The organism is Escherichia sp. R1 (assembly GCF_003000935.1).
Taxonomy (GTDB): Bacteria; Pseudomonadota; Gammaproteobacteria; order Enterobacterales; family Enterobacteriaceae; genus Escherichia; species Escherichia coli.
The window spans coordinates 19,009-31,793 of sequence record NZ_PSRU01000029.1; the positions used below are offsets into that span (position 1 = coordinate 19,009).

11 protein-coding genes and 1 pseudogene are annotated in these 12,785 nt (G+C 49.4%); 6 read left to right on the plus strand and 6 right to left on the minus strand.

All coding sequences use genetic code 11. From position 1 onward, the window contains the following. Positions 1–75: 75 nt before the first annotated feature. From narZ to C4F37_RS24755, 5 genes are all read left to right on the plus strand, one after another. A complete protein-coding gene (narZ, locus tag C4F37_RS24735) occupies positions 76–3,816 on the plus strand; it encodes a nitrate reductase Z subunit alpha (RefSeq protein WP_001773916.1) in 3,741 nt (1,246 codons plus the stop codon). Then, on the plus strand, positions 3,813–5,357 hold the full coding sequence (gene narH / locus C4F37_RS24740; protein WP_000702528.1) for a nitrate reductase subunit beta: 1,545 nt from the start codon (positions 3,813–3,815) through the stop codon (positions 5,355–5,357). The genes narZ and narH overlap by 4 nt, the downstream gene beginning before the upstream one ends. Beyond that, positions 5,357–6,052, plus strand: a complete 696-nt coding sequence (gene narW, locus C4F37_RS24745) for a nitrate reductase molybdenum cofactor assembly chaperone (protein WP_001538751.1) — start codon at positions 5,357–5,359, stop codon at positions 6,050–6,052. Before narH ends, narW begins: the two co-directional genes overlap by 1 nt. Then, positions 6,049–6,729, plus strand: a complete 681-nt coding sequence (narI, locus tag C4F37_RS24750; RefSeq protein ID WP_000617137.1) for a respiratory nitrate reductase subunit gamma — start codon at positions 6,049–6,051, stop codon at positions 6,727–6,729. The genes narW and narI overlap by 4 nt, the downstream gene beginning before the upstream one ends. A 79-nt stretch (positions 6,730–6,808) precedes the next feature. Beyond that, positions 6,809–7,702 carry a PhzF family isomerase gene (locus C4F37_RS24755; protein ID WP_001538749.1) on the plus strand — a complete coding sequence of 298 codons (894 nt, stop codon included), beginning with the start codon at positions 6,809–6,811 and terminating at the stop codon, positions 7,700–7,702. A gap of 95 nt (positions 7,703–7,797) precedes the next feature. Here C4F37_RS24755 and nhoA read toward each other — a convergent pair whose 3' ends face one another. Beyond that, positions 7,798–8,643 (minus strand): N-hydroxyarylamine O-acetyltransferase, encoded by an 846-nt coding sequence (nhoA, locus tag C4F37_RS24760; RefSeq protein ID WP_000187876.1) that lies wholly within the window; start codon positions 8,641–8,643, stop codon positions 7,798–7,800. 174 nt (positions 8,644–8,817) lie between these two features. Between nhoA and C4F37_RS24765 the strand changes: the two genes are divergently transcribed. Then, positions 8,818–9,387, plus strand: a complete 570-nt coding sequence (locus C4F37_RS24765) for a flavin reductase family protein (protein WP_000077285.1) — start codon at positions 8,818–8,820, stop codon at positions 9,385–9,387. 316 nt (positions 9,388–9,703) lie between these two features. Here C4F37_RS24765 and C4F37_RS24775 read toward each other — a convergent pair whose 3' ends face one another. From C4F37_RS24775 to C4F37_RS24795, 5 genes and pseudogenes are all read right to left on the minus strand, one after another. Continuing rightward, complete coding sequence (locus tag C4F37_RS24775; protein ID WP_000470661.1) at positions 9,704–9,919, minus strand: hypothetical protein; 216 nt, start codon at positions 9,917–9,919, stop codon at positions 9,704–9,706. Between the two features lie 80 nt (positions 9,920–9,999). Further along, positions 10,000–10,143, minus strand: a pseudogene (locus tag C4F37_RS24780) (ISAs1 family transposase); the annotation flags it as partial. 74 nt (positions 10,144–10,217) lie between these two features. Next, positions 10,218–11,039: a hypothetical protein gene (locus C4F37_RS24785; RefSeq protein WP_001556957.1), complete on the minus strand. Its 822-nt coding sequence runs from the start codon at positions 11,037–11,039 to the stop codon at positions 10,218–10,220. Positions 11,040–11,062: 23 nt separating this feature from the next. Beyond that, on the minus strand, positions 11,063–11,854 hold the full coding sequence (locus tag C4F37_RS24790) for a zinc-dependent metallopeptidase (RefSeq protein ID WP_001773915.1): 792 nt from the start codon (positions 11,852–11,854) through the stop codon (positions 11,063–11,065). After that, the coding region (locus tag C4F37_RS24795) for a bacteriophage T4 gp5 trimerisation domain-containing protein (RefSeq protein WP_086518981.1) at positions 11,844–12,785 on the minus strand (942 nt) is incomplete at its 5' end. The genes C4F37_RS24790 and C4F37_RS24795, both read right to left, overlap by 11 nt.

Genomic DNA, 12,785 nt, shown 5'->3' on the forward strand with positions numbered 1-12,785 from the left:
TCTTATCAGGCTACAACCGTGTCGCATCCGACAAGGCATCAGATCCCAATTCATTCCTGGAGCAGGAGTTATGTCATGAGTAAACTTTTGGATCGCTTTCGCTACTTCAAACAAAAGGGCGAAACCTTTGCCGATGGTCACGGACAGGTGATGCATAGCAACCGCGACTGGGAGGACAGCTATCGCCAGCGTTGGCAGTTCGACAAAATCGTGCGTTCCACCCACGGTGTTAACTGTACAGGCTCCTGTAGCTGGAAAATCTACGTTAAAAATGGTCTGGTGACCTGGGAAATCCAACAGACCGACTACCCGCGCACTCGCCCTGACCTGCCAAATCATGAACCTCGCGGCTGCCCGCGTGGCGCAAGTTACTCCTGGTATCTCTACAGCGCTAACCGCCTGAAATACCCGCTCATTCGTAAACGACTGATTGAACTGTGGCGCGAAGCCCTCAAGCAACACAGCGATCCGGTACTGGCGTGGGCATCGATTATGAACGATCCGCAAAAGTGCCTGAGCTACAAACAAGTGCGTGGACGCGGTGGCTTTATCCGCTCCAACTGGCAGGAGCTAAATCAGCTGATTGCCGCTGCTAACGTCTGGACCATCAAAACTTACGGCCCGGATCGCGTTGCCGGATTCTCACCGATTCCGGCGATGTCGATGATTTCTTACGCCGCCGGAACACGCTATCTGTCGCTGTTAGGTGGCACCTGTTTAAGCTTCTACGACTGGTATTGCGACCTGCCGCCCGCCTCGCCGATGACCTGGGGCGAGCAAACCGACGTACCGGAATCTGCCGACTGGTATAACTCCAGTTACATCATCGCCTGGGGGTCTAACGTACCGCAGACACGTACGCCGGACGCCCATTTCTTTACCGAAGTACGCTACAAAGGCACTAAAACCATCGCCATTACCCCTGACTACTCTGAAGTGGCCAAATTGTGCGACCAGTGGCTGGCACCGAAACAAGGCACTGATAGTGCCCTGGCAATGGCAATGGGCCATGTCATTTTAAAAGAGTTTCATCTCGATAATCCCAGCGATTATTTTATCAACTACTGCCGCCGCTACAGCGACATGCCGATGCTGGTAATGCTGGAACCTCGCGACGATGGCAGCTACGTTCCCGGGCGCATGGTCCGCGCATCTGACCTGGTGGATGGACTGGGCGAAAGCAATAATCCGCAGTGGAAAACCGTGGCAGTTAATACCGCAGGTGAACTGGTGGTGCCGAACGGTTCGATTGGTTTTCGCTGGGGAGAAAAAGGCAAATGGAACCTGGAATCCATTGCCGCCGGTACGGAAACCGAATTGTCGTTAACCCTGCTCGGTCAACACGACACCGTCGCAGGCGTGGCCTTCCCCTACTTTGGCGGCATTGAAAATCCACATTTTCGCAGCGTAAAACACAATCCTGTCCTGGTGCGCCAATTGCCCGTTAAAAACCTGACATTAGCCGATGGTAGCACCTGTCCGGTGGTCAGCGTTTATGATTTGGTACTGGCGAATTACGGCCTCGATCGCGGGCTGGAAGATGAAAACAGCGCGAAAGATTACGCTGAAATCAAACCTTATACCCCTGCCTGGGGCGAGCAAATTACCGGCGTTCCGCGCCAGTATATTGAAACCATCGCCCGTGAATTTGCCGATACCGCCCATAAAACGCATGGGCGCTCGATGATTATTCTCGGCGCAGGTGTTAACCACTGGTATCACATGGACATGAACTACCGCGGGATGATCAATATGCTGATCTTCTGCGGTTGTGTCGGGCAAAGCGGTGGCGGCTGGGCACACTATGTCGGTCAGGAAAAACTGCGCCCGCAAACCGGCTGGCTGCCTCTGGCCTTTGCGCTCGACTGGAACCGACCACCGCGCCAGATGAACAGCACCTCGTTTTTCTACAATCACTCCAGCCAGTGGCGCTATGAAAAAGTCACCGCGCAGGAATTGCTCTCACCGCTCGCCGATGCCAGTAAATACAGCGGTCACCTGATTGATTTCAACGTTCGCGCCGAACGTATGGGCTGGCTACCTTCTGCGCCGCAGTTGGGGCGTAATCCGCTCGGGATTAAAGCTGAAGCCGACAATGCCGGATTATCTCCCACAGAATTTACCGCCCAGGCGCTGAAATCGGGCGATTTACGTATGGCCTGCGAACAACCAGATAGCGGCAGCAATCATCCGCGTAATTTGTTTGTCTGGCGTTCTAACCTGCTTGGCTCCTCCGGCAAAGGCCACGAGTATATGCAGAAGTATCTGCTGGGAACCGAAAGTGGGATTCAGGGTCAGGAACTCGGTGCCAGCGACGGGATCAAACCAGAAGAAGTCGAGTGGCAAACTGCGGCGATTGAAGGCAAGCTCGACCTGCTGGTGACGCTCGACTTCCGTATGTCCAGTACCTGCCTGTTCTCCGATATCGTTCTGCCCACCGCCACCTGGTACGAAAAAGACGATATGAATACCTCGGATATGCATCCGTTTATTCATCCGCTTTCTGCGGCGGTCGATCCGGCCTGGGAATCACGCAGCGACTGGGAAATCTACAAAGGTATCGCTAAAGCCTTTTCGCAAGTGTGCATAGGGCATCTCGGCAAAGAAACCGACGTGGTATTACAACCACTGCTGCATGACTCCCCGGCAGAGCTTTCACAGCCGTGTGAAGTGCTCGACTGGCGCAAAGGCGAATGCGATCTGATTCCAGGCAAAACCGCGCCGAATATTGTGGCGGTGGAGCGCGACTACCCTGCTACCTATGAACGCTTTACCTCGCTCGGGCCATTGATGGACAAACTTGGCAACGGCGGTAAAGGGATTTCGTGGAATACCCAGGATGAAATTGATTTCCTCGGTAAACTTAATTACACCAAGCGTGATGGCCCGGCACAGGGGCGTCCGCTGATTGATACCGCGATTGACGCATCAGAAGTGATTCTGGCGCTGGCACCGGAAACCAACGGCCATGTTGCAGTCAAAGCGTGGCAGGCGCTGGGCGAGATCACCGGACGCGAACATACCCATCTGGCGCTGCACAAAGAGGACGAGAAGATTCGCTTTCGCGATATTCAGGCGCAGCCGCGTAAAATTATCTCCAGCCCCACATGGTCTGGTCTGGAAAGCGATCACGTTTCCTATAACGCGGGATACACCAACGTTCATGAGTTAATTCCGTGGCGCACGCTGTCGGGACGCCAGCAACTCTATCAGGATCATCCGTGGATGCGTGCTTTTGGTGAAAGTCTGGTGGCTTATCGCCCGCCTATCGACACCCGTAGCGTCAGTGAAATGCGCCAGATACCGCCAAACGGCTTCCCGGAAAAAGCACTTAACTTCCTGACGCCGCACCAGAAATGGGGCATTCACTCAACCTACAGTGAAAACCTGCTAATGCTGACGCTCTCTCGCGGTGGACCGATTGTCTGGATCAGCGAAACCGATGCCCGAGAACTGACCATTGTCGATAACGACTGGGTGGAAGTATTTAACGCCAACGGCGCGCTGACTGCCCGCGCGGTGGTCAGCCAACGTGTACCGCCGGGCATGACCATGATGTATCACGCCCAGGAACGCATTATGAATATTCCTGGTTCGGAAGTAACTGGCATGCGCAGCGGCATTCATAACTCGGTCACCCGCGTTTGTCCGAAACCAACGCATATGATTGGCGGTTACGCGCAGCTGGCCTGGGGCTTTAACTACTACGGCACTGTCGGCTCTAACCGCGACGAATTCATCATGATCCGCAAGATGAAGAACGTTAACTGGCTGGATGATGAAGGTCGCGATCAGGTTCAGGAGGCGAAAAAATGAAAATACGTTCGCAAGTCGGCATGGTGCTTAACCTCGATAAATGTATCGGCTGCCATACCTGTTCGGTGACCTGTAAAAACGTCTGGACCGGACGCGAAGGCATGGAGTACGCATGGTTTAACAACGTCGAAACCAAACCGGGCATTGGTTACCCGAAAAACTGGGAAGATCAGGATGAGTGGCAAGGCGGCTGGGTGCGTGATGTGAATGGCAAGATACGCCCGCGTCTGGGCAGCAAAATGGGCGTGATTACCAAAATTTTCGCCAACCCGGTAGTGCCGCAGATTGACGATTACTACGAACCTTTCACCTTCGACTACGAACATTTGCATAGCGCGCCGGAAGGCAAACATATTCCCACCGCCCGTCCGCGTTCACTGATTGACGGCAAACGGATGGACAAAGTGATCTGGGGCCCAAACTGGGAAGAACTGCTGGGCGGCGAATTTGAAAAACGAGCCCGCGACCGCAACTTCGAGGCCATGCAAAAGGAGATGTACGGGCAGTTTGAAAACACCTTCATGATGTACCTGCCGCGCTTGTGCGAACACTGCCTTAACCCCAGTTGTGTAGCGACCTGCCCCAGCGGCGCTATCTACAAACGCGAAGAAGACGGCATTGTGCTGATCGATCAGGATAAATGCCGTGGCTGGCGTTTGTGCATTAGCGGTTGTCCGTACAAAAAAATCTACTTCAACTGGAAAAGCGGCAAGTCAGAAAAATGTATCTTCTGTTACCCACGAATTGAGTCAGGCCAACCCACCGTGTGCTCAGAAACCTGCGTGGGTCGCATCCGGTATCTGGGCGTGCTGCTTTACGACGCCGACCGCATTGAGGAAGCGGCAAGCACCGAGCGCGAAGTTGACCTCTATGAGCGCCAGTGCGAAGTGTTCCTCGATCCACACGATCCCTCAGTGATCGAGGAAGCCCTGAAACAAGGTATTCCACAAAACGTGATTGACGCTGCCCAGCGTTCGCCTGTCTACAAAATGGCGATGGACTGGAAACTGGCGCTACCGCTGCACCCTGAATATCGCACCCTGCCGATGGTCTGGTACGTTCCTCCGCTGTCACCGATTCAGTCCTACGCTGATGCGGGAGGTTTGCCGAAAAGCGAAGGCGTGCTGCCCGCCATCGAAAGCCTGCGTATTCCGGTGCAATATCTCGCCAATATGTTGAGTGCCGGTGATACCGGTCCGGTACTGCGGGCGCTGAAACGGATGATGGCGATGCGCCACTATATGCGTTCACAAACCGTGGAAGGCGTTACTGATACTCGTGCCATCGACGAAGTAGGTCTGAGCGTCGCCCAGGTCGAAGAGATGTATCGTTACCTCGCCATTGCCAACTATGAAGATCGTTTCGTCATCCCGACAAGCCATCGGGAAATGGCGGGCGATGCCTTCGCAGAACGCAACGGCTGCGGTTTTACCTTTGGCGACGGTTGCCACGGTTCGGACAGCAAATTCAACCTGTTCAACAGTAGCCGTATCGATGCCATCAACATCACCGAAGTGCGCGACAAAGCGGAGGGCGAATAATGCAGATCCTCAAAGTGATCGGCTTGTTGATGGAGTATCCGGACGAGCTGTTATGGGAATGCAAGGAGGACGCGCTGGCGTTGATCCGCCGCGACGCACCGATTCTTACGGATTTTACCCGCAACCTGCTTAACGCGCCGCTGCTGGATAAACAGGCCGAATGGTGCGAAGTGTTTGACCGTGGACGTACCACATCGCTGCTGCTGTTCGAACATGTTCATGCCGAGTCCCGCGATCGCGGCCAGGCAATGGTGGACCTGCTGGCGGAGTATGAAAAGGTCGGTCTGCAACTGAATTGTAGGGAACTGCCCGATTATCTACCGCTGTATCTGGAGTATTTAAGCGTACTTCCGGACGATCAGGCGAAAGAAGGATTACTCAACGTTGCGCCGATCCTCGCCCTGCTTGGCGGACGCTTAAAACAACGCGAGGCACCGTGGTACGCGTTATTTGACGCCCTGTTGCAACTGGCAGGAAGCCCTCTGTCAAGTGACAGTGTCACAAAACAGATTCGCAGTGAAGAGCGTGACGACACCCGCCAGGCGCTGGATGCGGTGTGGGAAGAAGAACAGGTGAAGTTTATTGAAGATAACGCCACGGCGTGTGACAGCTCGCCGCTTAATCAATATCAGCGACGCTTTAGCCAGGATGTCGCGCCGCAGTATGTCGACATCAGTGCGGGAGGTGGGAAATGATTCAGTATCTGAACGTCTTTTTTTACGATATCTACCCGTACTTGTGTGGCACGGTTTTTATCCTTGGAAGCTGGCTGCGCTACGATTACGGGCAGTATACCTGGCGTGCCGCCTCCAGCCAGATGCTGGATAAACGCGGGATGGTGCTATGGTCGAACTTGTTCCATATCGGCATTCTGGGGATCTTCTTCGGTCATCTGTTCGGCATGTTAACGCCGCACTGGATGTACGCGTGGTTTCTGCCGGTGGCGGTAAAACAGCAGATGGCGATGATCCTCGGCGGAATATGCGGGGTATTGACGCTGATTGGCGGTGCGGGGCTACTGGTGCGTCGTTTAACAAATCCGCGTATCAGGGTGACGTCTTCTGGTGCGGATATCCTGATCCTCGCCATTTTGTTAATTCAGTGCATTCTTGGGTTAACCACCATTCCTTTTTCAGCACAACATCCGGACGGCAGTGAAATGATGAAGCTGGTGGGCTGGGCGCAAAGCATTGTCACTTTCCAGGGCGGTGCATCTACGCATCTTGATGGTGTCGCCTTTATATTTCGCGTTCATCTGGTGCTTGGAATGACCATCTTCCTGCTCTTCCCGTTCACCCGACTGGTGCATGTCTGGAGCGCGCCGTTTGAGTACTTTACTCGTCGGTATCAGATTGTGCGTTCGCGGCGTTAATTCTCACGCGGGCCGGATAGCCCTTCGCTCTCCGGCCACTTGCAGGCTATGATAGTTCTCCAGCCACAGGAGAACATTAATGAAACCGCAGGTTTACCACGTCGATGCTTTTACCTCTCAACCATTTCGCGGCAATTCTGCCGGTGTTGTTTTCCCCGCCGATAATCTCAGTGAAGCGCAAATGCAGCTTATCGCCCGCGAGTTAGGTCATTCGGAAACTGCTTTTCTGCTGCACAGCGACGACAGCGATGTGCGCATCCGCTACTTTACGCCAACGGTTGAAGTTCCGATTTGTGGTCACGCGACAGTAGCTGCGCACTATGTACGTGCAAAGGTGTTAGGTTTAGGAAATTGCACGGTCTGGCAAACATCGCTGGCAGGAAAACATCGTGTGACTATAGAAAAGCAAAATGATGATTATCGTATTTCGCTGGAACAAGGTACTCCAGGCTTTGAGCCACCGCTGGAAGGTGAAACACGTGCAGCGATTATCAACGCGCTTCATCTCACTGAGGACAATATTCTGCCAGGCTTGCCAATTCAGGTGGCAACAACAGGACACTCAAAAGTGATGATCCCACTGAAGCCGGAAGTGGATATCGACGCCCTTTCGCCTGATCTTGCTGCGCTGACCGCTATCAGCAAACAGATTGGCTGCAATGGTTTCTTCCCGTTCCAGATCCGCCCAGGCAAAAGCGAAACCGACGGTCGCATGTTCTCGCCTGCGATTGGTATTGTGGAAGATCCGGTGACTGGCAATGCCAATGGCCCGATGGGTGCATGGTTAGTACATCACAACGTATTGCCCCACGATGGCAACGTGTTGCGTGTTAAAGGCCATCAGGGGCGCGCATTAGGGCGTGATGGTGTAATTGATGTGACGGTGACAATTCGAGATAACCAACCGGAGAAAGTTACCATTTCCGGCACGGCGGTGATTCTATTCCATGCTGAATGGGCCATTGATTTTTGATGCCGTTGCCTGATGCGCTTCGCTTATCAGGCCTACAACCGGACTAATGTAGGCCGGATAAGGCGTTTACGCCACATCCGGCAACCTGACATAAATTATTTTCCCGCCTCCGGGTGCGTATCAAACGCCGCCATCACCAGCGCTAACTCATCCACAGTAAAGCCATGTTTCGCATCATCTACGCCCAGACCAAACTGTTCCTGCATCACTGCATATAACGACGCCACATCTGGTAGATTTCGCTGCTCAACTGCGTGCCCATTTTCATAATGGGTAAAATGAAAATTGGTCAGCGTTAGCTTGCCACCGTCCGGCAAATGGCGACACATCAGCAAATGATGGCGAAAATGCGACTGCGGCCAGTGCGCCGACCAGAAATTGCCCATCACATAATCGCTTTGTTGCTGCTCGCAGAGATCAAAACGGTACATCGACTGCCAGTGCTGATGATGATTAAACTGCAATACCCAATCATCACCCTCTTGCAACAACCGATACTCTCCGTGTGGTGTGGTTTGCATGATATCCGGCATTAAACGAATCGGCGCGGTTAGCGTCTGCCCACCGAAACCGACATCAGCAATCCATTTTTCCCCTTCCAGTTCCACCAACAGCAAACGATGGGTGCGCGGCGGTAATGCTGGCGGATTTGATAACACTACGCGACCTAACAAGCTGCGAACGTTAAACCCCAGCTCGCGTAACACCCGCTCAAACACGCCATTCTGCTCAAAACAGTAACCGCCACGACGGGCTATCACCAGTTTATCTTCCAGCGATTGATCATCAAGCTGTATTTCCCTCGGCAGCAAAACGTCGAGATTTTCAAACGGAATGGTGCAATTGTGTTTCAGGTGCAATGCACGCAGCGTATCAATATTGGCCGCAGCAGCTCCCAACCAGTTAATACGGGCAAAATAATGATTCAGAATGGGCGTCATCAGGCGTTTCCCTTAGTGGTTTTCTCAACTTATAACCTGGAATAGACGCCGCACTGGCTATTTTGTGCGATCGCGGACATGCATCACGTTCGCAAATCGCCAATCCCGTTAATTTCGTTACTTATTGCGTTACGAGCTACGCTTTTAAAACACCCTTCATAGCGAGGCGATATCGTGAGCCAATTCATTCCCGTCGAATTACACCATGCCAGCCGTCTGTTAAATCATGGCCCAACTGTCATGATCACCAGTTTCGATGAGCAATCCCAGCGGCGTAACATTATGGCAGCAGCCTGGTCGATGCCCGTAGAGTTTGAACCGCCACGCGTGGCGATTGTGGTAGATAAATCGACATGGACCAGGGAGTTGATTGAACGTAACGGTAAGTTTGGCATCGTTATCCCGGGCGTTGCGGCGACTAACTGGACGTGGGCGGTGGGAAGTGTGTCGGGTCGTGAAGAAGATAAATTTAATTGCTACGGCATTCCGGTAGTGAGAGGCCCGGTGCTTGGTTTGCCGCTGGTCGAGGAAAAATGTCTGGCGTGGATGGAGTGTCGCCTGCTACCTGCAACTTCCGCGCAAGAAAAATACGATACGCTATTTGGCGAAGTGGTATCAGCAGCGGCAGACGCACGGGTATTTGTCGAAGGCCGCTGGCAGTTTGATGATGATAAGCTCAATACGTTGCATCATTTAGGTGCTGGCACGTTTGTTACCAGTGGTAAGCGAGTTACCGCGGGCTAAAGAATCATATGCAGCAACCAAGTTGTTTAAGCAATGTTTCCATATGAGTTAAAGCATATTTTATCTCACGATTGCATATTTTTAGTGAAGATTAATTTATCCTCACCAACATCATAGTAATTGCGTATTATCGCCTCATTGATAAAGCCCTGTTTTGTATAAAATGCGCGGGCGGCACTAAAATCGATATGGCTGGCGGTCTCTACTAATAGTAGTCTTGCCTGTTTAATTGTGAGCTCTTTTCTATTTCGTTAATCAGCAGATGTCTCACTCCCTGGCGCTGATGGGAAGGACTGATCCAGAGCATTAATAAATTTCAGACATCATTTGTCATCATTTCAGAAGCACAGTAGGCAATCCCTGCCAGTCCCAAGTGTTCTGCACTAAACCATAAATCGGCAGATTGACCTGAGAAATAATGTGTTAGTGTTTTTTGTACATGATGAAGGCCATCTTGATCAAATTGATCCCTGTCAAGCAGCATATCCATTAATGGTTCAACATCTGAAGGTTTGACTGGTCGTATAAACATGGAACTCCTTATTTATTGATGAATATTTGAAAATTGTTTGCATGGAACGCGGTTAACCTGAATTTTCAGCGGAAGTTTCACTCAAAGGCTTTATTAATCCGCTCCTTATGTCCTTTTACAGCAAATAAATAATTACCTCCCTGTTTTTGTATCTTCTCTGCAATATCTTTCTGGCAACCCATCGCATCAGTTGTGATAATTTCACCTTTAATATCCAACATGTTAGTATCAATTATTGAACATAAAATGTAAATTATTTAGTGCAAAAAAGCGGCGCACCGTGTTCTTTCCCATATTCCTAATATGGCAACTTTAAGTTATCGCCGTCTATACTTATAGAAATTTCATCAGGGGTGACGTAAATAGAATTTTTTTCATCCTCAATTGCCCATAACTGATTAATAAAAAAGTGTTTTTTTTCATCTAATAACAAATTATTACATGTAGTAAAATTATTAATATCAAAAAAATCATCAGCACAATTAATTTTTAAACTTAAAAAATAAAGAAAAATATTATTGATTGATTTGAGTGTAAACCACTTGTCATTAACAAATTTATAGCCAGATGATTTTATAAAATAATAATTATCTCCTGGTATAAAGGCATACATATCATTTAAGGTTATACTCAACAAAAAACTACGACCTGGTTTAATAGTATTCCACCGTTCAGGATTCGTATTAATTTCAAAAGGACATGAACCACCTAAGTAGTCCAACGTGATATTCCCAGAGTTGATTCTGAATGGTTTTTTGCATATCGCATCATATTCATCTCCTTTTCCATCTTTTACTTTCATAGGTAGATAATGTTTAGAAAAAAAATACGTGGTAGAGCTATTGTTAGTAAAGGTTATGTTAGCAAAAATCCTGTTATTTTTTTTACTCATAGCTAATTGAGCATTGACATCCGCTATATAATTCATATGATTGCATTTTTTCTTACACTCATCATAATTTTCGATAGGATAAATTAATGGCCTTCCTTTGATATCTCTCTCAAGCCCAAACCCGTATTTTTTTATTAAAACCATTTCATCCGCAGTCGATTGAAAGGAATAGAAAAATATAATATTTACGATTGTCATTATTATGATTTTTTTTATAGCTTGCAGCATTAATGTATTTCTCGACTTATTAGTTAATGGAGAAGTGCTTTTTCTAATTCCGCTATTTTTTTCTTAACTGAATTGCTTAATATTTCATCATCAATCGAGTCTATCTCACTTTCAATTAATCTTATTTCAAAATATCTTTCTATGTTATATGCATTCTCAAATATTTGATCTTTTTGTTTAGAGATCAGTTTAGTTGCAATACGGATATGTTCGTCATATGAAACTTCATCCTCTTTGCACGTTGAATATTTATCAGTAGTTGTATAATCCTGTGACCACATACCACCTTTTTTATTATTCCCATAATACCACTGAATATGAGACATTTCATGACATAAAGTAGCAACATGAGAATCCTTTCCCGTTACTGGATTTTTTTTGCCATCTCTATACTCAAATTTTGCGCCTATGTTAATTATATAGGGCATATCCTTACTTGGGCTGACGAATGCTGCAAATTCATTACAACCTGTATAATTTATAAAACTGCTCATTGTTAAATCATTAGCTATAATCATTAATCTTCTCACACCATCCATCATAAGAAATCTAGCATTCATGCGCCTACCTGTATTATGTCCATATTTTCTTATATTAACCTCCTTATTTCCTTTAACACCAAAGATCTTACTGAAATCATATTCCTCCTGTGCTCCCCATCTCAAAAGATCATCTGCTCTTTTTATCAAAACCAACTTTTGCGCCTTACGAGCCTTATCAATCATTATTTTAAAATGATCTGTTATTTTTTGCTCTTTCACACATTCTTCTGGCTCTGGCTTTGGTTGTCCAGAAGTTTGATTATTATCGTCCATAGTGTCCTTCCATTGAGAGAAAATCATCATTCGCAAATAGCAACTTCACTTTAATTTCATGTTTGCTAGATACAAAAAAACGCTCTGTATACCCCTCTTCATCCGTTTCTCCGCGGGTCTGCGTGCCATCCTCAAAGAAGGCAATGTAGCGGGTTTCTGAATACGGTATCCCGTCATCGTCTGTAAAATGGAACTGGAGAGTATATTTTTCAGGTTCATCCTCATCGTCACCTCGATCATCACCACCACTTCCGGTCACGCAGTTCCCTCCAGAGTCTTCATTTTCTTCTCCGGAATCACTGCCATCACCACTCTTCTCATCCCCCAGTGTCTTCAGCACCGCCGGTTGCAGCGCCGGCACCGGCGTCCCCGGACTACCGCCGCTATTGAGACTGATTTTCGGCCCGACGATGTCCACGCCCCCTGAATGGATGACCACAAACGAGCCACCCACCTTCAGGCTTATCCGGCTGCTGCTCTCCAGCACGATATCCCCGTCGACCTTTATCCCCAGCGCGCCACTCACCTTCCTCGCCAGGTCCCCCTTCACCACCAGGCTGTGCTTTCCCTCCACCAGGCTGACATGGTTCCCCGTCGTCTTATGCTCCTGCTTCCCTTCCACCGTCACTTTACGGTCATTTCTGACGTACAGGCCGTCATCATTACTCACGCTCACCGTCCGGTCATTCGTCACCTGCAGCGTCTGGTCATTACGTACCGTGATGCACCGGTCGTTCGCCACCGTGATACTCTGGTCGTGGCCCCCTTCTTTTCTGGTCCCGACCTGAACCGTCTGCCCCTTCACCACCGTTATCTTCTGGTCGTTACCAATGGTCTCCGTGTGGTCAGCCTTCACATCCGTCGTCCGATTATTCAGCACCTCCGTATCCATGTTCTTCTGCGCGTGGATATAGACCTGTTCACCGCCCGT

What these genes read in the sequence shown, in the direction of transcription:
- C4F37_RS24755 (WP_001538749.1), top strand. Translation starts at nt 6,809, where the DNA reads ATGAAACCGCAGGTTTACCACGTCGATGCTTTTACCTCTCAACCATTT.
- narZ (WP_001773916.1), top strand. Translation starts at nt 76, where the DNA reads ATGAGTAAACTTTTGGATCGCTTTCGCTACTTCAAACAAAAGGGCGAA.
- C4F37_RS24785 (WP_001556957.1), bottom strand. Translation starts at nt 11,039, where the DNA reads ATGCTGCAAGCTATAAAAAAAATCATAATAATGACAATCGTAAATATT.
- narW (WP_001538751.1), top strand. Translation starts at nt 5,357, where the DNA reads ATGCAGATCCTCAAAGTGATCGGCTTGTTGATGGAGTATCCGGACGAG.
- narH (WP_000702528.1), top strand. Translation starts at nt 3,813, where the DNA reads ATGAAAATACGTTCGCAAGTCGGCATGGTGCTTAACCTCGATAAATGT.
- narI (WP_000617137.1), top strand. Translation starts at nt 6,049, where the DNA reads ATGATTCAGTATCTGAACGTCTTTTTTTACGATATCTACCCGTACTTG.
- C4F37_RS24790 (WP_001773915.1), bottom strand. Translation starts at nt 11,854, where the DNA reads ATGGACGATAATAATCAAACTTCTGGACAACCAAAGCCAGAGCCAGAA.
- nhoA (WP_000187876.1), bottom strand. Translation starts at nt 8,643, where the DNA reads ATGACGCCCATTCTGAATCATTATTTTGCCCGTATTAACTGGTTGGGA.
- C4F37_RS24775 (WP_000470661.1), bottom strand. Translation starts at nt 9,919, where the DNA reads ATGTTTATACGACCAGTCAAACCTTCAGATGTTGAACCATTAATGGAT.